The 21,969-nt window shown below is 70.1% G+C and carries 17 protein-coding genes and 3 pseudogenes; 11 read left to right on the top strand and 9 right to left on the bottom strand.

Annotated elements, in window-relative coordinates; translation table 11 throughout:
* Positions 1-214 precede the first annotated feature (214 nt).
* On the top strand, positions 215-1,027 hold the full coding sequence (locus GKQ77_RS08820; protein WP_219688147.1) for an SAM-dependent methyltransferase: 813 nt from the start codon (positions 215-217) through the stop codon (positions 1,025-1,027).
* Positions 1,024-3,168, top strand: coding sequence for a putative bifunctional diguanylate cyclase/phosphodiesterase (locus tag GKQ77_RS08815; protein WP_219688146.1), 2,145 nt, complete (start codon positions 1,024-1,026; stop codon positions 3,166-3,168). The genes GKQ77_RS08820 and GKQ77_RS08815 overlap by 4 nt, the downstream gene beginning before the upstream one ends.
* Here GKQ77_RS08815 and GKQ77_RS08810 read toward each other — a convergent pair.
* Positions 3,161-4,408 carry a glycosyltransferase gene (locus tag GKQ77_RS08810; RefSeq protein WP_219688145.1) on the bottom strand — a complete coding sequence of 416 codons (1,248 nt, stop codon included), beginning with the start codon at positions 4,406-4,408 and terminating at the stop codon, positions 3,161-3,163. The genes GKQ77_RS08815 and GKQ77_RS08810 overlap by 8 nt on opposite strands.
* 153 nt (positions 4,409-4,561) lie before the next feature.
* Between GKQ77_RS08810 and GKQ77_RS08805 the strand changes: the two genes are divergently transcribed.
* On the top strand, positions 4,562-5,461 hold the full coding sequence (locus GKQ77_RS08805; RefSeq protein ID WP_219688144.1) for an alpha/beta fold hydrolase: 900 nt from the start codon (positions 4,562-4,564) through the stop codon (positions 5,459-5,461).
* A gap of 32 nt (positions 5,462-5,493) precedes the next feature.
* Here the strand turns inward: GKQ77_RS08805 and GKQ77_RS34085 are convergent.
* A pseudogene (locus GKQ77_RS34085) lies at positions 5,494-6,150 on the bottom strand (transposase); the annotation flags it as partial.
* 79 nt (positions 6,151-6,229) lie between these two features.
* Positions 6,230-6,763: a DUF5958 family protein gene (locus tag GKQ77_RS34080; RefSeq protein WP_372459847.1), complete on the bottom strand. Its 534-nt coding sequence runs from the start codon at positions 6,761-6,763 to the stop codon at positions 6,230-6,232.
* Between the two features lie 237 nt (positions 6,764-7,000).
* Between GKQ77_RS34080 and GKQ77_RS33240 the strand changes: the two genes are divergently transcribed.
* Positions 7,001-7,441 carry a hypothetical protein gene (locus GKQ77_RS33240; RefSeq protein WP_258021036.1) on the top strand — a complete coding sequence of 147 codons (441 nt, stop codon included), beginning with the start codon at positions 7,001-7,003 and terminating at the stop codon, positions 7,439-7,441.
* Positions 7,442-7,536: 95 nt separating this feature from the next.
* Here GKQ77_RS33240 and GKQ77_RS08785 read toward each other — a convergent pair.
* Positions 7,537-8,638: pseudogene (locus GKQ77_RS08785) on the bottom strand (transposase); the annotation flags it as partial.
* 571 nt (positions 8,639-9,209) lie between these two features.
* Here GKQ77_RS08785 and GKQ77_RS08780 point away from each other — a divergent pair.
* Positions 9,210-9,710: a hypothetical protein gene (locus tag GKQ77_RS08780; RefSeq protein WP_219688141.1), complete on the top strand. Its 501-nt coding sequence runs from the start codon at positions 9,210-9,212 to the stop codon at positions 9,708-9,710.
* A gap of 363 nt (positions 9,711-10,073) precedes the next feature.
* On the opposite strand, the gene GKQ77_RS08775 is transcribed toward GKQ77_RS08780, so the two are convergent.
* The gene (locus tag GKQ77_RS08775) at positions 10,074-10,655 is read right to left on the bottom strand and encodes a hypothetical protein (protein ID WP_219688140.1); all 582 of its coding nucleotides are present in this window, start codon (positions 10,653-10,655) and stop codon (positions 10,074-10,076) included.
* 101 nt (positions 10,656-10,756) lie between these two features.
* Between GKQ77_RS08775 and GKQ77_RS08770 the strand changes: the two genes are divergently transcribed.
* The 4 genes and pseudogenes from GKQ77_RS08770 to GKQ77_RS33235 form a co-directional block, all read left to right on the top strand.
* Positions 10,757-11,152 (top strand): DUF5958 family protein, encoded by a 396-nt coding sequence (locus tag GKQ77_RS08770; RefSeq protein ID WP_219688139.1) that lies wholly within the window; start codon positions 10,757-10,759, stop codon positions 11,150-11,152.
* A 118-nt stretch (positions 11,153-11,270) separates the two neighbouring features.
* Entirely contained in the window at positions 11,271-11,759 is a 489-nt protein-coding gene (locus tag GKQ77_RS08765; RefSeq protein WP_219688138.1) for a DUF4265 domain-containing protein, read from the top strand.
* A gap of 888 nt (positions 11,760-12,647) precedes the next feature.
* Positions 12,648-13,136, top strand: coding sequence for a DUF5958 family protein (locus tag GKQ77_RS34075; RefSeq protein ID WP_372459846.1), 489 nt, complete (start codon positions 12,648-12,650; stop codon positions 13,134-13,136).
* 85 nt (positions 13,137-13,221) lie between these two features.
* Positions 13,222-13,888, top strand: a pseudogene (locus GKQ77_RS33235) (transposase); the annotation flags it as partial.
* Positions 13,889-13,920: 32 nt separating this feature from the next.
* Here GKQ77_RS33235 and GKQ77_RS08750 read toward each other — a convergent pair.
* The 4 genes from GKQ77_RS08750 to hppD all read right to left on the bottom strand — a co-directional run bounded on the left by GKQ77_RS08750 (position 13,921) and on the right by hppD (position 19,672).
* Complete coding sequence (locus tag GKQ77_RS08750; protein ID WP_219688135.1) at positions 13,921-14,802, bottom strand: LysR family transcriptional regulator; 882 nt, start codon at positions 14,800-14,802, stop codon at positions 13,921-13,923.
* A gap of 64 nt (positions 14,803-14,866) precedes the next feature.
* On the bottom strand, positions 14,867-17,218 hold the full coding sequence (locus GKQ77_RS08745) for an ATP-binding cassette domain-containing protein (protein ID WP_219688134.1): 2,352 nt from the start codon (positions 17,216-17,218) through the stop codon (positions 14,867-14,869).
* A gap of 203 nt (positions 17,219-17,421) precedes the next feature.
* A complete protein-coding gene (locus GKQ77_RS08740; RefSeq protein WP_219688133.1) occupies positions 17,422-18,561 on the bottom strand; it encodes an alpha-hydroxy acid oxidase in 1,140 nt (379 codons plus the stop codon).
* Complete coding sequence (hppD, locus tag GKQ77_RS08735) at positions 18,542-19,672, bottom strand: 4-hydroxyphenylpyruvate dioxygenase (protein WP_219688132.1); 1,131 nt, start codon at positions 19,670-19,672, stop codon at positions 18,542-18,544. Before hppD ends, GKQ77_RS08740 begins: the two co-directional genes overlap by 20 nt.
* Before the next feature lie 174 nt (positions 19,673-19,846).
* On the opposite strand from hppD, the gene GKQ77_RS08730 reads away from it, so the two are divergent.
* Positions 19,847-20,989, top strand: coding sequence for a prephenate dehydrogenase (locus GKQ77_RS08730; protein ID WP_258021035.1), 1,143 nt, complete (start codon positions 19,847-19,849; stop codon positions 20,987-20,989).
* A gap of 137 nt (positions 20,990-21,126) precedes the next feature.
* Positions 21,127-21,969 (top strand): alpha-hydroxy acid oxidase (locus GKQ77_RS08725; protein ID WP_219688131.1); only part of this gene is annotated, 843 nt, incomplete at its 3' end.

Genomic DNA, 21,969 nt, shown 5'->3' with positions numbered 1-21,969 from the left:
GGCCCCCCACGGAGCACCGCCGACCGGCCCGTTTCCCCCTTTATCGCGAAGGGGGAGCGGGCCGGTCCGCTGTGTGGGGCACGGCACTTGCCAAAGGCAGTGACCGAGAACGGACGGCCAATTTCCGTTTTGACTCGCTCCCTTGGCGGACGATCAGTAGCCTCACCCTCGAACATCGGATCGCCCGCGCCGCCCCCTATGCCTTGGAGTCTTGATGGAGCGTCCCGCCTGGGCCCCGCTCGGCATCGATCTCACGATGCCCAGCGTGTCCCGCATCTACGACTACTACCTGGGCGGTTCGCACAATTTCGAGGTGGACAGGGAGGCCGCCCGCAAGGCCATGGAGTTCATGCCGGGCCTGCCGAAGGTCATGCAGGCGAACCGCGCCTTCATGCGCAGAGCGGTCCGGTACGCCGTCGACCGGGGCGTCACCCAGTTCCTCGACATCGGCTCCGGCATCCCCACCTTCGGCAACGTCCACGAGGTGGCACAGCGGGCGAGCGACGAAGCACGCGTCGTGTACGTGGACCACGACCCGGTCGCCGTGGCGCACAGCGAGGCCGTACTCGACGGCGACGAACGCACCGCGGTCCTCGCCGCCGATCTGCGCAAACCCCAGGACATTCTGACCAGTTCAGAGGTGGGTTCGCTCCTCGACCTCGACCGCCCGGTGGCCCTGCTGCTCGTCGCCGTCCTGCACTTCGTCGAGGACGCGTACGATCCTTGCGCGGCGGTCGCCGAGCTGCGGGACGCCCTCGCGCCCGGCAGCCTGCTCGTCCTCACCCATGCCTCGTACGAAGGGATTCCGGTTCCCCCCGAGCAGGCGGGCGGGACGGTCGGTGTATACAAGGACATCCGCAATCCACTGATCATGCGCTCGCGCGACGAGATCGCGCGGTTCTTCGAGGGGTACGACATGGTGGAACCCGGCCTGGTGCCGATGCCGCACTGGCGGCCCGACACGGCGCCCGAGGAGGAGGACCCCTACTCCTTCTCGGGGTTCGCGGGCGTGGGACTGAAGCGTTGAGCGCCGAGCCGGACGGACCGGAGGGAAGACTCCGCAGGTTCGCCACCATCTGGAGCCGCGCCATCTTCCCGGTGACGGCCACCTCGCTGACCCGCCCCGAGTTCGAGCAGCAACTGGTACCGCTCGCCCGGCGGCTGCGTGACGCGCTCCAGGAGCGGGTCTTCGACGCCAAGCAGGGCCAGGCCGTCGGCGCCGCCCTCATCGACACGCACTGCACCGACCCCGAGGCGCTCAGCCGCACCCTCGACTGCGTCGACGCCTACCTCGTCCTGTACTGCGGCGGCGACGGCCCCCGGGAGGAGCTGCGGGCCCGCAGCGCGCGCGTCCAGCACGCCGTCGCCGCCGGCTTCGCCCAGGCGCTGCGCGAGCGCACCCTCGCCGAGCAGGAGGCGATCTCCCGCGCCGCCCTGAGCGCCCGCAGCGCCGTCGCCGAGGCCCTGCACGCGAGCGAGGCACGCTTCCGCGCCGTCTTCCACGGCGCGGCGATCGGCATCGGCATCGCGGACCTCGACGGCACGATCCTGGAGGTCAACGACGCGCTGATCCGCATGTTCGGCGGCCTGGAGAGCAACGTCCGCGGACGCAACGCGGCGGAGTGGACCCACCCCGACGACTCGCCCCACGTATGGAAGCTGTACGAGGAGCTGGTCCGCGGCGAGCGCGAGCACTACCGCGTGGAGAAGGCCTTCTACCGCCCCGACGGCACCGTCCTGTGGACCAATCTGACCGTCTCGCTGCTGCGCGACGCGGACGGACTGCCGCAGTACCAGCTGGCGCTGATGGAGGACACCACCGAGCGGCGCCTGCTCAACCTGCGCCTGCGCTACGAGGCCACACACGACGCGCTCACCGGACTGCCCAACCGCACCCTGTTCTTCGAGCGCCTTGAGAAGGCGCTCGCGGCCGGTGACGGCGCCCGGTTCGGACTCTGCTACCTCGACCTCGACGGCTTCAAGACCGTCAACGACAGCCTCGGCCACGCGGCCGGTGACCGGCTGCTCGTCGAGGTCGCCGACCGGCTCCAGTCCTGTGCGACCGCGCCCGGCGAGATGGTCGCCCGCCTCGGCGGCGACGAGTTCGTGGCGCTCACCACGGGCACCGACACCGAGACGGAGGTGGACGAGCTCGCGGGGCGCATCATGAACGCCCTGGCCGCCCCGATCCGCGTCGAGGGCCGCGAGCTGACCGTGCGCGGCAGCATCGGCATCGTGGAGGGTCCGGCCGGTGAGCGCGGCGCGGCGGATGTGCTGCGCAGCGCCGACATCACGATGTACCGCGCCAAGTCCGCGGGCGGCAACCGCTACGAACTGGCCGACCCCGAGGCCGACGCCCGCGCCATCACCCGGCACGGCCTGACCACCGCGCTGCCCGCGGCCCTGGAGCGCGGCGAGTTCTTCATCGAGTACCAGCCGCTGGTGCATCTCGGCGACGGCAGCGTGCGCGGCGCCGAGGCGCTGGTGCGGTGGCTGCACCCGCAGCACGGCGTCATCGGCCCCGACCGGTTCATCCCGCTCGCCGAGCACACGGGCCTGATCGTGCCGCTCGGCCGCTGGGTCCTCGAGGAGTCCGTGCGCCAGGCCCGCCTCTGGGAGGGGCGCGTCCTGGACGGGGGCGCCACCGGGCCGCTCCGGGTCAACGTCAACCTCTCGCCCATGCAGCTCACCCACCCGGGCCTGGTCTCCGACACGGTCGACATCCTTGAGCGTGAGGGTCTGGAACCGGGCGGGCTCTGCCTCGAGGTCACCGAGTCCGCGCTGATAGGAGCCGACGACGACCTGCTGAAGCCGTTGCGCAGGCTCGCCGAGATGGGGGTGGACATCGCGCTCGACGACTTCGGTACGGGCTACTCCAACCTCGCCAATCTGCGCCGCCTTCCGGTGAGCGTCCTCAAACTCGACCGCTCCTTCACCCAGAGCATGCAGCACTTCCCCGCCGACCCCGTCGACCTGAAGATCGTCGAGGGGATCGTCTCGCTCGCGCACAGCCTGGACCTCGCGGTCACCGTCGAGGGCGTCGAGACGGGCGCGCAGGCGGACCAGCTGCGCGAACTGGGCTGCGACACGGCTCAGGGCTGGTACTACGCGAGGCCCGGCCCGCCGGACCAGCTGCACGAACTGGCGCTGGCGGACGCCATCAGCTGACCACTGGGGCCCGCGGATCCGCCCGGCCCGCCAGCTCGTCAAGGACGGCGATCGTTCCATCGTCGCTCTCGACGGTCCTTGAGATCTCGGTGCACCGCTCGCGGTACCGCTCGTCCTGGAGCGCCGTGCGCAGGGTGGTGGAGAGGCTGTCGGCCGTCAGGCGCCGCGCGCTGACGTACCCGGGGGAGAGGCCAAGGGCGACCAGGCGGCGGGCCCAGAAGGGCTGGTCGAGTACGAGAGGTACCGGCACCGCGGGCACACCGGCCCGCAGGCCGGCACCCACGGTCCCGGAGCCGGCGTGGTGCACGAGAGCGGACATACGGGGGAAAAGCCAGTCGTGCGGGCACTCGCCGATCGTGAGAATGCCGTCGCCGTGGACGTCGAGGCCCTGCCAGCCCGCCTGTACCACCGCACGCACCCCTAGTCGGCGGACCACCGTCCTGATCATGTCGCTGAGTTGCTCGGCATCCCCGATGGAGAGGCTTCCGAAGCCGAAGAAGACGGGGGCAGGCCCCGACGCCAGGAAGTCGGCCAGTCTGCTGCCGGGCTGCCACGTGCTGTCCGTGGGGGGCCACCAGTACCCCGCGCACGTGTGCCCCTGGGGAAGGACGAGTCCCTTCGGCAGCAGGGCGGAACTGAACCCGTGCAGGACGCGTGCGCCGCGCAGAATGCCACTGGGGGTCCTGAAGCGGCGGCCCCGCAGGCCCAGTTCACGCCGGAGCCAGGAGAGGGCGGCAGCGTACAAGGGATACGTGGCCGCCCACGCCAGCGTTTCGGCGGCTCGGTATCCCCGGCCGGTGGCCGTGTCCGCGCCGACCCGGGGCACGAGCATGCCGGGAGACGCCGCGTAGATCCCGATGCACGCTCGGCCCGTGCCTTCGGCGATCACCGCGCACAGCGGATGCGTCATGGGGTGGGCCAGGATGATGTCGGCACCGTCGGTGACGGCCTCCAGGACGCCCCGGGCGATGACTTGGGTCATTTCCTGGGCGTTGCGTTTCCTGCGTCTGAGCCGGGCGGGACTCTGCCACCGGTCGAACCGCTCGGCGGAGAGCGCGGACTCCTCGTGACGGGCCAGCGGCAGAATGTGGACGGGCATCCCACCCGCTCGGAAGCGTGCCGCGTGGCGCTCGGAGGTGGCGACCGTCACATCGTGGCCCGCGGCTTTCAGGCGGGCTCCCAAGCCCGCGTAGGGCAGCACATCCCCGGTCGAGCCCCAGGTCACCAACAAGATCCGCATGCGGCCGAGTATGCACAGGGCGGCTGACCGCCCGACGGACCGGAACGCCCGCATCCCCCAGAAGAGTGGGGCGCGGCCTCACCTTGACGGCGTGCGCGTGCGGCGAGGCGCGAAATCAGCCGGTATCCGCAGAGGTTTAGGTATGTATGCGGGATGTCTCTCAGCACCGACACCGCCATCACGGTGGCTGACACCACCCTGGACTACCGCGGGTTCAACTACATCGCCCGCACGTCCACCGCCGGTTCCTCCGCCACCGAACCACTCGTCCTGCTCGGTGGTTCATCGCAGGACCGTTTCTCCTGGATGCGCTACGAACGGTGGCTTCTGCCGCACACCACCGTGGTGACCTTGGAACTGCCCGGCTACGGGGATGCCGATGCGCTGCCCGTCGAACACGGCATGGACTTCCTCGCCGACGCCGTCTCCCACACGACCGAAGCCCTTGCCCTGGGGCGGGTCAACGTTTTCGGCGCCTGCTTCGGAGCCTCCATCGCTCTGCGCCTCGCGCAACGACACCCCGGCCACGTCGCGCGTCTCATGCTCGGAGGCACGGCGGCCGAGATTTCTCCTGAGTACACCGCGTCGGCGAGACGGTGGCGTCGCATGGTCGACGACGGTCGGTTCGACGACATGGCCCAGGACATGGTCGAGCAGTTCATGGCCCCTCCGGGACACGGGAGGGTACGACGTCAAGCGGCGGTGGCACGCCTGATGCGGCAGAGGTTCGCCCGCCTCACCGCGCGTGAACTCGCCATGGACATCACCCACCACGAACGTCTTCTGACCCACCCCTGGAGCCTGCCCGGGCGCCCCCTCTCCGCCCCGGTACTCGTCTTCACCGGCGAGCACGACACCATCACGCCGCCCGAGGTGGGGCGGCGTGTCGCCGCGGATCTCGGCGCCCGATTCACCACCATCACCGAGTCCGACCATCTGGTCCAGATCGAACGCGACAGCGAGCTGGCGGACCTGATGGCCCACTTCTTCACCGACCGCGCACTGGACCACCTCCCCTACCTCAACCCTGTCGAGGACTTCACCCGCACCTGAGGGCTAGGCCGTTTCCTTCGGATCATCTCGCCGGCCAGACCACGCCACTGCTTGAGCTTGTTGGTGCACCGCTCGAGGGTGTTGTGCTGCTTGTATGCCTCGCGGCCTCGCGGCCTCGCGGGCGAAGGCGGGTGGACGGCCATCGAGCCGGCCCGCGTCGCTTGCGGCTGGCGGCTTGGTGGGAAGGCTGTGGGATCACCGTCCGGATCCCGCGCCGACGCAGACGAGTTCGGATCGCGCGCGACGAGTACGCCGTGCCGGCCAGGACCACATCCGGGGTGGTGCGGGGCCGACCGATCGGCCGTGGCACCCGTCATTGGGCCATGACCTCGGGAAACGCGGGCGCATCACCGGCCTGCCCAGGCGTGAGGACGAACGCAAGCGGCCGGCATCGGCTGTCCGCAGCCAGATGGATCTTCGTGGTCAGCCCGCCGCGGGTGGGTCCGAGGGCATGGTCGTTCGGCTCCGCGCTCCCAGGTGCCGTCGGCAGCCCACTTCCGCAGCCGGTTGTGGGCGCCCTTCCACGAGCCGAAGTGCTCGGGCAGGTCCGTCCAGAGCGTCCCGAGGCGGTACTTGACCGCGATCGCGTCGATCACCTGCCGGTGATCACGCCACCGCCCGCCCCGCTTCGGTGCCCGGTCCGCCAGCAGCGGCTCGATCCGCGCCCACTGGGCGTCAGCCAACGACACACATCAACCAACGATCAGATGATCCAGCAGTAACGAGCAAGGGAGCCTCATTCGCATCAGCGTGCACCGCCACGGCGTCTCACCGGCGAGGCAAGTTGTGCCACGCGTGTCCGCAAGTGCCTTTGCAGTACGTCTGCCTGCGGCGGGTGTCGGCGAGGGAGAACACCGAGACGAGGACACGGAACGCTGTGACGTGTTCGTCTGCCGGGAGGGCAGCAAACCCGTAGCGAGGCGGGTCCATGCACATCATCACCGAAGGGTTGGCCGTGGGTTTCACGCCGGAGCGGGTAACTCCTTCACGCCCATCTGCCGCCGTGATGTGGGCCTGCATCGCGTAGCCGGCGACTTCCTGCAGTACAGCCTGTCGTCCTGCTGGGGAAAGGGCGGAGAACCAGGATGCCCCCTCGTCCAACGTGCGGGGTCTGTCAAGGTCGCCGGGTGCGTGGTGGAGGCCGGGAAGTGATCCCGGCGCTCGCCGCCGCGGCGGGTGAGATCCTGAACCGATGAACGAGACATCTGCTGCTCTGGCGACCGCTCGGTGGCCGCTGGTCGCAGCTGGGGAGACTGATTGGCTGCGGGACCTGGCCGATGATGACGGGCTCACCGGCTTCATGCCGCCGGCACTGCCCGACGCCGCCTGGGTGCTCCACTCCATGTACGAACGCGAACTCGGTCCCACCGACATGTCCTATGTCACGTATCAACGAGCCGTGCTGAATGGCGGCGGGCCCGAGATCATCCCGGGCCTCGACCCCGCGGAGGTGTTCGAGGGGACGCCGGGCGAGCCCCGTGGCCCCGTTGGCGCCGGCTGCGCTGGGCGGAGCTCTCGCGGCGGACCGGTGATCCAGTGGTGCCTGAGGGCCGGCTGCCCTGCTACCGCTCATTCCCTTCGCTCCGGGAGCCGAGCGGCTGGCCTGTCGGTATCGACGGGCCGTCCGAGGGCAGCCTGGACCGGACCGACTGGAACCGCCTGGTCTACATGCTCACCGAGCACAGCCCGCAGGGTGCCGAGACCCGCTGCCTGGCCTACTACAACCCGCTGTTGCAGAGGGCCGAGGGCTTCGACAACCTGCACGTCCGGGCCGGCACGCTCGCGGATGCCAAGGCGTTGTACGACCACCCGGAGGAGGACGGCTGGACCCCGTCCAACCTCTGGTCCCAGGACCGGTCCTGGGTCCTCTGCACGGACTACGACCTCTGGGCCACCAAAGTGGCGGGCCCTGCCCCGCTTGTCGAGGCCCTCCTGAGCGACACGGAAATCGAGGCTCTCCGACTGCCCTGGGCCCTCTGATCCCGACCGCCCAGCCTGGGAACGACCAGGTGCGGCCAAGAGGTCACATGAAGCGCACAGTCACAAGGGCGCTGTGCCGAGGTGAGATCGGGTTGGGGCGGCTCGGTGGTGAAGGTGCGGTGGTCGCGGATGGGAGCCCATCGGACGTCGAGACGGCGGCGGGCCAAAGCGAGGATCGCCTGCTTGTGGCTCTTGCCCTCGCTTCTTTTTCGGTCGTAGAACGTCTTCGACGTGGGGCAGAAACGGGCGGCGATCTGGGCGGAGAGGTAGCACACATGCAGGGGCTGGCGAGGCGTCCCGCAGTGCCGAGGGCGTCCATGTCCCCGCCGGTGCAGGCGATGAACTCCGCCCCCAGCAACGGGTCCATGCCGGGCAAGCTGAGAACCACTTCCGCGTGGCGGTGCTCTCGCAATCGGGCCGCGATCCGTGCGTCGATGTCAGTGATCTCTTCGTCCCGAGGGAGGGCTGTCCGGGCCAGGGTGTTCACCACGGTGGCCGCCGTGCTCTCCCCGGCCACGGCGGTGTGCTGGGCCTGAGCCGCGGCGACGGCCGCATCGGCCATGACCTGGGCGCCACGGACCTTGCGGTTCTTCAGCCAGGTCGCGAGCCGGGCCGCTCCGATCCGATCCGGCGCAGGCCAGCCGGTGTTTGGTAACCGGTGATCAGCACGAGGGCACCCTTGGAGGCGGCGTAGTCGAAGGTCCGTTCCAGGGCGGGAAGTACTCCAGGAGTTGTGCTCGCATCCGGTTGATGGCGCGGGTGCGGTCGGCGGCGAGGTCGTAGCGGCGGGCGATGAGGATCTTCAGATCCACCGCGATCTTGTCCCACTCCTACAAGGACTGCAGGTCCCGGCGCATCCGTGCCTGGTCGGCGATGACGTAGGCGTCCTTCGTGCCGGTCTTGCCGTCGCCACGGTAACCGCAGGAGGCGTGGTGGACGGTTCAGCCAGGGATATAGAGGAGCCGCTGGCCGTGGTTGGCCAGGAGAACGATCAGTAGAGCGCCGCCGTCGGCGTTCAGGTCGACGGCCCAGGTCACCGGGCTGTCCTCGGCCAGTGCCAGGACGGCCTATGAGCTCCAGGGGCTCGGGCTCGTTGTTGGGAACCCGGCGCGAGAGCACCTTCGTCCCGTCCGTGTCGATCACCGTGCAGTGATGCGCGACCTTGCCGGCATCCGTCCCCGCCCAGAGCTCGGGCACCCGAGCCTCCCTCGCCGTCCGGTTGACTGGTCCCTGCAGACGACCACGCCGAGGTGTCCTTACGAAGCGATCTCTGTTCGCGCATCCCAAAGAGTGGCCGTGTCGTCGCGGGGCACCGGGCGGTCAATCAGTCAAAGCCACACGTACGGCATGAGCGCTTTCAGCCACGCCCAAGCTCCTGGGTCTCCCGATCGCACGAAGGACCGGAATCAACCCGCCAACGAGGTAAGGAGCGCTTCAATTGGCCGGTGGCGGGACATATGGCTGGTGGAGTTCAGTCGTAGGTCGAGGTCGGATCGGTATCTGCCCTAGATATCGTCTTCTCTTAGTTCGATCTCGTACGGCAGTGCCGTCAAGGTAGCGAGCCGCTCCGCTACCGACCACCCGGAGCTTGCACATCATGCTTCGGGGGCGTTCGCACGCTGGCCAACTGAACCTCTCAGGCACATCTGGTGTGACGGAGCGCTTCAGTCGGCGAGTTAGCGGTTGACGTGGCGAGGCTCGCTGGGTGGGCCACGCGTGGTCCTGGAGCATGAGCAGCGGCCGGTCGCCGCTGACGTACCGTGAGCCGATGGGGAACGTGTTCAAAGGCAGTGGCCAGCACCTGTACCTCTCCAATGGCGGCACTGAGGTGCTTATCGACGTGCTGATGCTGGCGGTGTCCGATCTTGCTGATGCCGAGTGGGACTACCGATTCGCTGCTCTCCTGACGCTGCAGGACCAGAACGTGATGGGGCGGGGGGCCGTCGGCTTCGACCTGGGGGACATCGCGTGGGGCGCCTCCACGGGGCAGCGTGCCCGATCGAAGGACTTCGTACTGCGTACCGTCGCACTGGCACTGGGCCGTCACCGATGGAGCGAGTTGGGTTACGACCCGCCCTTCGCCCGTGACTACCTTCTTCAGTTCGAAACCATGGTCAAGTCCTTCGTGCCGACCAACGATTCTCAGCTCGGGGAAGGCTTCCCGTCTCCAGAGGAACGAGCGGTGGCCTCGTGCACGCGACATCGAATCCTCAGCGCCCTGCCCCACTGGGAGGGCTGTTTCCTCTGCAACCGGCCGAACTCATGCTGAGCATGCGACCTGGCGAGAGCCGCCATATGAAGCGCTGGCGATGATGTGCGCGCTGGACGACCCCATGAGCATGGAGTGGGTGAACGCCCACGCCGTACGGCAGCGACTGCCCGAAGGGCAGGTGATCACGGGCGTCCCCGTCCTGGCCTGAGCACCACCAGCTACCAGTACAGCCTCGGACATGGCCCCCGGTAGGAGCCCGGCGATCGCCACAGCAGAGGTTGAAAGGCACCTAGTTAGGGTTAGTTAGTGGGGTGTTCACGAGTGTGTCTGGCCAGCGAGGAGCCCTAGCCCTTGAAGATCGTTTCCCGGATGGCGGTAGATCGCTTGCCGGTAGGTGGGCAGCTTGCCTGAAATGGCTGATCACACGTAGCTGATGGGGCACTGCCGCCGGAGCGAGTGCTCGGCAGCACGGAGGTACAGCGCCGTGTAGTACGCGGCGTCCAGGTCCTCGGCCCAGGGACCGGGGTGGCTGACGGCGGCCTCGGCAGTGGCCGGACTGTCGAACCAATCACCGAGGTCGAGGTTGTCGCAACGGTGCGGAACGTGCGGCGGCAGAGCGAGCTGGGCGGCGAGACGCTCCGCTGCCCTGAGCGTGCGATGGGCGCTGAGGACGGTCGTGTTCTCGCTGTAGGGAGCTGGCACGGGAAGGGTCAGAGAGTCCGCGAAGTCGACGGGTACCAGCAGGTCCCATCCGAGCAGCGCGTCGTAGGAGTCCTGCCCGTCCGACTGAGCACGGCAAAGATCTTCGAAGGTCTGTATGGGCCGGTACATCTTCTCTTCGAACGACGTTCCGGACTGCGGGACGAACTTTACGGCGGCCGGCGGGGGGCAGAGCGCTAGGCCGCGCTTGGAGAGTTCGGCGTCGAGGGCCTGGGCAGTGGGCCGGAGAATGTCCTCGTCCGACCAGTCGTCGGCATCGACGCTGCATACGTAGATTCCCATGTGGTGAATCTACGTTCCCGCTCCGACACTGCGGCAGCTCGATTGGTGGGAGCCCGCGGGCTCGCAAGTAGCCACGCTCGTCCGTCCCACGTGAGGCAGTCTTGAACGAACGCGACGTACTGCTCAACCAGCTCGCGCAGGGGCTGCGCCCGATGTCACAGGGCATCGAATGGTTTGACAGCCTCGGCCAGGAAGCGCAGTACAAGGTGCTGCTGTTCCTGTGCCATCACTGCGTCCAGGCGCGCGCTGTCGCCGCGGACGCGCAGGAGGCCATCCGCCGTGCCGGGCTGCGCCCGACCCATACGCCCGCAGTGCTGATCTCGCGAGGCAGGATCGACGAGCAACTGGGGAAGATCGCCTGTCTCACACCCCTCGACGAACGCCGTAAGGCATTCAGGCTGCTGATCGCGGTGCTCACGATTGCCGACGCGCGACGCCGTGAGCGCTTCTGCTCCGACGGCTGCAGTCACTGGTGGCACGGATTGTCCATCGCCTGAGACCCCAGTGTCGCGGCCCTGAAGGCCACTTCACGGCTGAGCGTTCCTGAGGAATGGATCAGTCCTACCAGGATTCCCGTCGTTTCTCACGACGACGGTGGCTGTGGATGATGGTGCGGTGACGAGCATCAGGGACGACCATGTGAGGGTTCACTTCCGCCTGGAGACGGATGAGGACGGCTGGCCACCGGCGAGCGTGGAGAGCTTGTGGGCGGTAGACCTCGGCGACGGTACCGTCCGCTTGGACAACACTCCCTGGTTCGTACGCGGAGTCGCCGGCGACGACATCATTCGGGTGAAGGTCGACCACGAAGGTGTCCGCTGGGCTGGCGAGACGGTGCGGGCTTCAGAGAACTGCACCATCCGGTTGATCGTCGTGAAGGACGGCGGCTCAGCTGCCGCTCGGCAGACCGTGCTGGAGACCTTTCACCGGCTCGGCACGACCGGCGAGGGGATCGAGCAGTTCAGGATGGTGGCGCTCGACGTGCCACCGGATGCGGACCTGCCCCGGATTCGGAAGCTCTTGGAACATGGAGAGGCCAAGGGGTGGTGGCACTGGGAAGAAGGGTGTGTCACCGCCGTGTGGCAGGCCACGGCAGCTGCGTGACTGCCATAGAGGCTCACGCCTCTCCTCGTGCGGAGGCAAGGAGGAAGTCGCTATGACCGCCTTTCACTGCGTCAGCTGTCAGCAGCTCCTGACAAGGGAGGTGGCTCCGGGGGGAATCACTGAGGGCGCCGGAGCGGCCGGTGGGCCATGAGGTCGTCTCGCCCCGGATGGCCTTGGGGACCTTCACGGTCAATTTCGACGCCAATCTGCTGATCTTTCACCCGGATGACGTTCCGGGGACTGCGCTGCACCCCGATTCTCGGCGCCTCGTTGGCTGCTGCGGACTCGCGGCCAGGACGGCCCCAACCTTGTGTGCAGCGTCTGCGGCGTCGAGGTCGCTACCAAGGAGTCTGACTGCTGGACCGACAACCTCGTGGCGTTGATCGCCTCCGCCGTCACAGAGAGTGCCTCCTCGCGCCCCAGCCGTCAGTGATGGGAGCGGAGCATGCGGTCGCGGTACTGCTGGAAGCGGTGCCATCCGGGGGTTTCCAGTGGAGTGATCAGGTCTCCTTCGGTGCAGTCCAGTGCCTTGCAGCGCAGGGCTCTGCGAGGCGGAAGACAGGGGTGAGGACGCGTCGCAGCTTCCGCGGATGTGGAGCATGATCGCGTCGACCGGGTCTCCTGTGCCGATGTTGAGTTTCATGGGCCACCTGGGCCGAGGAGTTCGCCCCAGGTGGGGTCGGAGAGGTCGGTGTCGGGATGTAGTCGTCGGGGATCTGCTGCACCGGGGTGACGTCACCGGGCAGGCGGAGGAGGAGCACGCCCCAGCTCATAGTGACCTTTCGGGGATAACTCGTAGAGGGTGCGGTGGTTCAGATCAGGCTGAGCTGTTCGCCGGGAGGCTGTGGCGTGAGTACGTTCCCTAGGGCGTTTCCTGTAGATCACGGCATGAGCCAGAGGGGGAGGCCGTCTGTCTCAGGCTCGTTCTCAACCGAGGCGCTGTGGAATGATCGGCAGATGTTGGGGGCCAGCAGTGAGGATGGGCGAGCGCTTCGGCGTGAAGCCGAGCGAGTCGTCAACGAGGTCGCCCAGGAGCTCCGCACGTTGGACGAGGGGGCATCCTGGTTCTCCGCCCTTTCCCCAGCAGGACGACAGGCTGTACTGCAGGAAGTCGCCGGCTACGCGATGCAGGCCCATATCACGGCGGCAGATGGGCGTGAAGGAGTTACCCGCTCCGGCGTGAAACCCACGGCCAACCCTTCGGTGATGATGTGCATGGACCCACCTCGCTACGGGTTTGCTGCCCTCCCGGCAGACGAACACGTCACAGCGTTCCGTGTCCTCGTCTCGGTGTTCTCCCTCGCCGACACCCGCCGCAGGCAGACGTACTGCGAAGGCACTTGCGGACACGCGTGGCACAACTTGCCTCGCCGGTGAGACGCCGTGGCGGTGCACGCTGATGCCAATGAGGCTCCCTTGCTCGTTGCCGCTGGATCATCTGATCGCTGGCTGATGTGCGTCGTTGACTGACGCCCAGTGGGCGCGGATCGAGCCGCTGCTGGCGGACCGGGCACCGAAGCGGGGCGGGCGGTGGCGTGATCACCGGCAGGTGATCGACGCGATCGCGGTCAAGTACCGCCTCGGGACGCCCTGGACGGACCTGCCCGAGCACTTCGGCTCGTGGAAGGGCGCCCACAACCAGCTGCGGAAGTGGGCTGCCGACGGCACCTGGGAGCGCGGAGCCGAACGACCATGCCCTCGGACCCACCCGCGGCAGGCTGACCACGAAGATCCATCTGGCTGCGGACAGCCGATGCCGGCCGCTTGCGTTCGTCCTCACGCCTGGGCAGGCCGGTGATGCGCCCGCGTTTCCCGAGGTCATGGCCCAATGACGGGTGCCACGGCCGATCGGTCGGCCCCGCACCACCCCGGATGTGGTCCTGGCCGGCACGGCGTACTCGTCGCGCGCGATCCGAACTCGTCTGCGTCGGCGCGGGATCCGGACGGTGATCCCACAGCCTTCCCACCAAGCCGCCAGCCGCAAGCGACGCGGGCCGGCTCGATGGCCGTCCACCCGCCTTCGCCCGCGAGGCCGCGAGGCCGCGAGGCCGCGAGGCCGCGAGGCATACAAGCAGCACAACACCCTCGAGCGGTGCACCAACAAGCTCAAGCAGTGGCGTGGTCTGGCCGGCGAGATGATCCGAAGGCGGCCCAGGCGCCCTCACCCGTCCCGGGCCAACAGCATGCGCTGGAGTTCCCGGGCGGCCCGGGGCGGGGCCACGTCGCTGCGGTGGGCCAGGGCGATCGTGCGGTGCAGGCTCGGCCGGGAGAGTGGGGCCATCCGCAGATCGGAGCCCGACCGCTCGGCCACCATGCGCGGCACGACCGCCACACCGAGCCCCGCCCGCACGAAGCCGAGCACCGCGTCCATCTCACCGCCCTCCACCGCGAACTCGGGCTCGAACCCCTCGGCACGGCACGCGGCGACGGTCAGTTCCCGCAGGTCGTACCCGTGGCGGAACATCACAAGGCGCTCGCCCTGCAAGTCCGCGATCCGCACCGCCTTGCCCAGGCGGCGCGTCTGGGGGGACGCCACCACGACCAGGTCCTCGCGCAGCAGCTCCACCGTGGTCAGCGCGGGCGAGGGGCTGGGCAGCGGAAGCACCACGAGCGCCAAGTCCAGCGCGCCGCGCGCCAGTTCGCGTACGAGGTCGTGGGATCCGCTCTCCTCGATCAGCAGCTGGATCCCCGGATGCCGGTCGTGGAAGGCGCGCAGCACGTCCGGAAGCAGCCCGGTGCACACACTCGGGGTCGCGCCGAGCCGGATGCGGCCGCGGCGCAACTGTGCCAGCTCCTGCACCTCGATGCGGGCGGTGTCCGCGTCCGCGAGGATCCGCCGGGCCAGCGGCAGCAGCGTCTCGCCCGCGTCGGTCAGCGTGATGTTGCCTCGGGCCCGGCTGAACAGCTCCGCGCCCATCTCCTTCTCCAGGGCCCGGATCTGCTGCGAGAGCGAGGGCTGGGAGACGTGGACCTGCTCGGCGGCGCGCGTGAAGTGCCGCGTCTCGGCGACCGCGACGAAGTAGTGCAGCTGCTGGAATTGCATACGCGCACGATATGACGGTCGATAGGCGCAGGCTATGGAGATGAGTGGAATCCTCCCGGGGTGACTACCGGGGCGGTCGGCCGAGCGTGCGGGCCAGGTAGGGAGCGGTGTGGCTGTCCTGCGCGCGTGCCACCTCCGCCGGAGGGCCGGACGCCACGATCCGGCCGCCCTTGTCACCGCCGCCGGGGCCGAGGTCGATGACCCAGTCCGCGCCCGCCACCACCGCCATGTCGTGCTCGACGACGACCACCGAGTTCCCGGCGTCGACCAGTTCGTGCAGGCGGTGGGTGAGGAGTTCGACGTCGGCGGGGTGCAGACCGGTCGTCGGCTCGTCGAGGAGGTAGAGCGTATGACCGCGCCGGGCCCGCTGCAGCTCGCTCGCCAGCTTGATCCGCTGGGCCTCGCCGCCCGAAAGCTCCGTGGCAGGCTGCCCGAGCCGCAGATAGCCGAGCCCGACGTCGAGGAGCGTACGCAGACTGCGTACGACCGACGGGGTCTGCGCGAAGAACTCCGCGGCCGACTCGACGGTGAGGTCGAGCACCTGGGCGATGTTCTTGCCCCGATACGTCACGTCGAGCGTCTCGGGGTTGTAGCGGGCCCCCGCGCAGTCCGGGCAGGGTGCGTAGGTGCTCGGCAGGAAGAGCAGTTCGACGCTGACGAAGCCCTCGCCCTGGCAGGTCTCGCACCGCCCGCCCGCCACGTTGAAGGAGAACCGGCCGACGCCGTAACCCCGCTCCTTCGCCGCGTCCGTGCCCGCGAAGACCTTGCGGACCACGTCGAAGAGGCCGGTGTACGTGGCGAGGTTGGAGCGCGGGGTGCGCCCGATCGGCTTCTGGTCGACGCGGACCAGGCGGCCGACCCCCGCCGACTCCTCGGTGATCTCGCCCACGAGCGTGGACTTGCCCGAGCCGGAGACGCCCGTGATGGCCGTGAAGACGCCCAGCGGCAGCTCGGCGCTCACGCCGCGCAGATTGTGCCGGGTGACCGGGCCGACCTTCAACCAGCCCCGGGCAGTGCGTACTTCGCGCTCCGGAGCCGGTGCCCGGTCGAAGAGGAAGCGGGCCGTCGCCGACTCCCCGACGCCTGCCAGCTCGGCCACCGGGCCGCTGTGCAGCACCCGCCCGCCGTGCTCACCGGCCTGCGGGCCGACGTCGACGAGCCAGTCCGCGTGGCGCATGACATCGAGGTGGTGCTCCACGACGAAGACGGAGTTGCCCGCCGCCTTGAGGCGGTCGAGAACCGTCAACAGGGCCTCGGTGTCCGCCGGGTGGAGGCCCGCCGACGGCTCGTCCAGGACGTACACCACACCGAACAGTCCCGAGCGCAGCTGCGTCGCGAGCCGCAGACGCTGAAGTTCGCCCGCGGAGAGGGTGGGTGTGGCGCGGTCGGGGCTGAGGTAGCCGAGGCCGAGTTCGGTGACGGTCGCGATGCGGGCCAGCAGGTCCTCGGTGAGGACACGCGCCGAGTCCGACGAACTCGCCCCGCTCTCAAGGAACTTGGCCAGTTCGGAGAGGGGGAGCGCGGCGAGTTCGGCGATCGTGCGGCCCGCGAAGGTCACCGCGAGCGCCTCGGGCCGCAGCCTGCTCCCGTGGCACGCGGGGCAGGGCGCGCTCGCCAGGAACCGTTCGGCCTTGGCGCGCAGCGTCGCGCTCTTGGAGTCGGAGAAGGTCTTCATGACATAGCGCCGGGCGCTCATGTACGTACCCTGGTACGGGCGTTGGATCCGGCCCGCCTCGCGCACCGGGTGCACGGTCACCACCGGCTGCTCGTCCGTGAACAGGATCCACTCGCGGTCCGCCGCGTCCAGCTCACGCCACGGGCGGTCCACGTCGTGGCCGAGGGTGTCAAGGACATCGCGGAGGTTCTTGCCCTGCCAGGCGCCGGGCCAGGCGGCGATCGCGCCCTCGCGGATGGAGAGCGAGGGGTCGGGGACCAGCAGTTCCTCGCTCGTGCGGTGGACCCGGCCGAGGCCGTGGCACTCGGGGCAGGCGCCTGCCGCGGTGTTCGGCGAGAAGGCGTCCGAGTCGAGCCGCTCGGCGCCCTCGGGGTAGCTGCCCGCGCGCGAGAAGAGCATCCGCAGGGAGTTGGACAGGGTGGTGACCGTGCCGACGGAGGAGCGCGAGGTCGGCGCCGAGCGGCGCTGCTGGAGGGAGACCGCGGGCGGCAGCCCCGTGATCTCCCCGACCTTCGGCGCGCCCACCTGGTGGATGAGGCGCCGGGCGTACGGCGCGACGGACTCGAAGTACCGCCGCTGGGCCTCGGCGTAGATCGTCCCGAAGGCGAGCGAGGACTTCCCAGAACCGGAGACGCCGGTGAAGACCGCGAGGACATCGCGCGGGATGTCCACGTCGACGCCCTGGAGATTGTGCTCCCGGGCGCCCCGGACGCGTACGAAAGGATCATGGGGGCTGTGCATGGGCTGGCTCCGTACGCGGCTCGGGGACAAACCCCACGATTCTAGGCCGTGGGCCCGGACGCGAGCCGGGTGGGCGCACCCGGCGCCGGGTCGCGGTCGCGAGCACTGCTCATCGGAGCCGGGCACCAGGCGCCAGTTGTGGGCACCAGGCGCCGGGCGCCAGAAGCTGGGCACACCAGTTCTACCCCGGGCGGCTCCGCCCGTCAGCGTGGCGGCAGAGGGTGGTGAACCGTACGCAGCTCCGCGGCGGCGGCGACGTCCGCGCAGCCCGCAAGACCCAGCGCGTCGCGGAGTTCATCGGCGAGGAGTTCCAGGACCCGCCGCGCCCCCGCCTCCCCGCCCATGGCGAGGCCCCAGACCGGCGGGCGGCCGACCAGGACGCCGCGAGCACCCAGAGCCAGCGCCCGCAGGATGTCCGTACCGCTGCGGACGCCGCTGTCCAGCAAGACCTCGCAACGGCCGCCCAGGGCCGCTACGATCCCCGGCAGCACGTCCACGCTCGGGACCGCGCCGTCCAGCTGGCGGCCCCCGTGGTTGGAGACCACCACGGCGTCCACCCCGCACTCGGCGGCGCGCACCGCGTCCTCGGCCGCGAGCACGCCCTTGAGGACCAGCGGCAGCCGGGTACGCTCCCGCAGCGCCGCCACCGACGACCAGGTGAGGGCGGCGGAGAAGGCGGCGCCGGTGTGCACGGCCAGCGCGGACGCGGGCCCGTCGGGAGCCCGGTGCGCGGCGGACGGGCCCGTGGAGAGGTGGGCGGCCCGCACATGGTCCGGCAGCGCGAACCGATTGCGCATGTCCCGCAGCCGCCGCCCCATCCACGGCACGTCGACGGTCAGCACGATCGCCTCCACGCCGGCGTCCTCGGCCCTGCCGACCAGGTCGAAGGCGTGGCCGCTCGCCCGCAGCCAGTACAGCTGGAACCACACCACCGCGCCGGTCGCCGTGAGCCGCTCGACCGGGACGCTGCTGAGGGAACTGACGGTGAACGGCACCCCCGCCGCGTGCGCCGCCCGGACGGCGGCCAGTTCGCCCTCGGGGTGCACGAGCCGCTGATAGGCGACCGGCGCGACCGCCAGGGGCAGCCGGGCCGGACGCCCCAGCAGGGTGGTCTCCGTCGTGCACCGCGACACGTCCCGCAGGACGCGCGGGACGACGAAGACACGGTCCAGGGCGGTGCGGTTGGCGTCGAGCGTGGTCTCGGCGCCGCTGCCCCCGGAGAGGAAGTCCCGCACGTCGGCGGGGAGCACCGCGGCCGCGGCGCGCTCCACGTCGGCGAGACACAGGGCGTCGGCCGGGAGCCGCGCCGCCTCGTCCGCCCCGTCAGCGCTGGTGGAATCCACGCTGCTTCGTCCGCTCCAGCTCCACCGCCTCGTAGAGCGCCTTGATGTTCGCGCTGCCGAAGGTCTCGGCGCCCTGGCGCTCGATGATCTCGAAGAACAGCGTGCCCCGCGGATGGGCCGAGGCCGTGAAGATCTGGAAGAGCTGACCGTCGTGGTCCTCCGCCGCCAGTACGTTCGTCGCCCGCAGGTCCTCGAGCCGCTCCGCGCTCAGCGAGACGCGCCGGCCCAGCAGGTCGTAGTACGACGACGGCGTACGCAGGAAGCCGACGCCCCGCCCCGACAGGGCCCGCACCGACTCCACCGCGTCGGCCGCGGAGAACGCCAAGTGCTGGACGCCCGCGCCCTGGTGGCTCTTGAGGAACTCGTCGATCTGCCCGCTCGCGGCGGATGTGTCCGGCTCGATGAGCGTCAGCGTCACCGTGCCCGACAGGCTCTGCACCGCCGTCGACTCCATCGCCTGGGCGCCGACCGTGATGCGCTCCTGGAAGATGTCCCGGAAGCCGAGGGCGTCGCGGTAGTAGTCGACCATCGGACCGAGATCGCCCGCTTGCAGGCACACCGCGACGTGGTCCAGCTCCAGCAGACCGGCGTCCGCGGCCGGTTCGCCGCCCGTGGCCGGGGCCGGGACGTAGCCGACCGGAAGGCCAGGGCCCTCCCCGGGAGCGCGCCGCACCAGGGTGTGGACGACGTCGCCGAAGCCGCGCAGCGCCGCGCTGACCGCGGGGCCGTCACCCGAGTGCCGTTCCGGGGCCCGGTGCGCCAGGGCGCCACGCGCCAGCGCCGCGTGGAAGGCCGCCTCCGGATCGGCGGTGCGCAGGGCGATGTCGGCGACACCGTCACCGTGCGCCGCCACGTACGCCGACCCGGGGTGCTGGTCCGACGTCGCCTGCGTGAGGACGAGAGTGATATGCCCCTGGCGGAGCGCGACACCGCGGTGCTCCGCGGACGTGCTCGTGCCGACCACGGTGAAGGAGTAGCCGTCGACCCAGGAGGCCGTCGCCCGCTCCAGGTCCTCGACGTACATCTCCACGTAGTCGATCGACAGGTCCGCCAGCGCCTTCCCGGCGTTCTCGACCTTCTCGGTGTTCGCGGGTTCCGATATTCCGCTCATGAATGTCTCCAGATCCGGAGAGAAATGAGTTTCCGGGGGACTCTACGAGCCCGCTCTCTCGTCTGGCTACAAAGGAAATGGACGGACCGTCTTTGCCGATTCGAACCGTCCAGAATAAAGTGAGCGGCCTTTCGGTTAATGGTCGTTGGCCTTTCGAACGGGTGATGTTCAGTGATGCGCACCATGACCGTCATCGGCACGGGTCTGATCGGAACCTCGGTCGCGCTCGCCGTGCGCGGGCGGGGCGTGACGGTGTTCCTGACCGACCGGGACCCCGCCGCCGCGAGGACGGCCGCCGCGCTCGGCGCCGGCCTTGCGCGCGCCCCCGGGGAGACCGTCGACCTGGCCGTGATCGCCGTCCCGCCCAGCCAGGTGGGCGCCGTCCTCACCGAGGCGCAGGAACGGGGCCTCGCGCGGACCTACACCGACGTGGCGAGCGTGAAGGCCGGGCCCGAACAGGCGGTGCTGCGCGGCGCCCCCGACCCGGCCCGGTACATCGGCGGCCACCCCCTGGCGGGCCGGGAGCGCTCCGGTCCGCTGGCCGCCCGCGCCGAGCTGTTCCGGGACCGCAACTGGGTGCTCACGCCGTCCCGGCTCGCCTCGGACGACGCCTTCGAACGGGCCCTGGAACTGGTCGCCCTGTGCGACGCCGTCCCCGTCGTGATGCGCAGTCAGGACCACGACGCCGCCGTGGCCGTCACCTCCCACATGCCGCATCTGATGGCAAGCCTGATCGCGGCCCGGCTGCGGGAGGGCCCTGAAGGTCTCTCCCGCGTCGCGGGGCAGGGGCTGCGCGACGCCACCCGGATCGCCGGCGGCGACTCCCGGCTGTGGGGCGACATCCTCCAGGCCAACGCCCCGGCCGTCGCGGGCGTCCTGAAGGATCTGCACACCGATCTGTCCCGGCTCGTCCCCGCGCTCGACGCGCTCGCCCGGCCCGGTGGCGCGGACCGCGACCTCGGCATGCGGGCCCTGGTGGACCTGCTCGACCGGGGCATCTCGGGCCTCGCGGAGCTCCCCGGGCCCGGGGGCGGCGAGAGCCGCGGCGTGCGGGTGGCCGTCGCGGAGCGTCCCGGGGAACTGGCGCGGCTCCTCGCCGCCGTCGCGGACCTCGGCGTCACCGCGGAGGACGCCGCCGTCGAGACGGCCGCCGCCGGCGCGGGCCTCACCGTGCGGTTCACGGTCCCGGCCCGCACGGCCGACAAGCTGGCGGACGTGCTCGGTGCCGAGGGCTGGGACGTCGTAGGGGACCCGGCACGTCCAAGTGCGCGTAACGAACGGTTGGACGATGTTGTTGGACCGTCGGGATTTGTGTGACTCTGAGCGCGGACTGCCGAATCCTCACAAAGCGCCGAACCGCCGCCCAACCGCAGAACCGTCACCGCAGAACCGCAGAACCGCAGAACCGTCGAAACCGCAGAACCGCCGAATCGCCGAACGCCTGGGGGAAATCCATGGCGGAACAGATCGCCGATGATTGTGTGCCGGGCAATTCCTCCACCGAGGACCGCGCGGCCGTCGCCAACCGCGGCGACTTCGACCGCATCGGCCTGCGCCAGGGCGGGCAGTCCGACGCCGTCTCGCCCGAGACGACCGTGAAGGTCCTCGACCGGAGCTGGGTGGCGCCGCTCGTCGTCGGCCCGCTCGACGCCCCGGCACGGCCCGGCGGCGAACTCGCCGTCATCCGGGCAGCCGCGGCGGCCGGGCTACCGTCCGTGGTGAGCGCCTTCGCCGAGCGGACCTTCGCCGAACTCGCCTCGGCCGCCGACATCCCCCCGTGGCTGCGGACTTTCGCGTTCCAGGACCGGGAGACGGCACGGCACATCGCCGGGCGTGCCGAGGAAGCCGGGTTCGGGGCGCTGCTCCTCGCGCTCGGCGACCGCGACGACGTACGTGCCCGGCGCGTCGCGGCCCCCGCCGAACTGGACGCCACCGCCTCCGGCTCGGGCGGCGCCCGCCCTGGCGCCGTCGGCCCGGCCGCGCGGGGCCCCTTCGACGACGTACGTACCCTCCTTCGCACCCGCGCCGACTGGTCCGACGTGGCCTGGCTGCGTTCGGTCACCGCGCTGCCGCTGCTGGTCGCGGGCATCGGCAGCGCGACCGAGGCGCGGCGCGCCCTCGACGCGGGTGCCGACGGGATCGTGGCCGCCGCCCTGGACGCGCTCCCGGAGATCGCCGAGACCGTGGCGGGCCGCTGCCCCGTCCTGCTGAGCGGCGGTGTCCGCCGGGGCGCGGACATCCTGGCGTCGCTCGCCTCGGGCGCCGACGCCGTCGTCGTGGGCGCCCCGGTCCTCGAC

Origin of the sequence: Streptomyces anatolicus (assembly GCF_019400875.1) — a bacterium.
GTDB classification, from domain to species: Bacteria; Actinomycetota; Actinomycetes; order Streptomycetales; family Streptomycetaceae; genus Streptomyces; species Streptomyces anatolicus.
The sequence above is the reverse complement of the archived record's forward strand: the minus strand, read 5'-3'. Positions and strand labels throughout refer to the sequence as shown.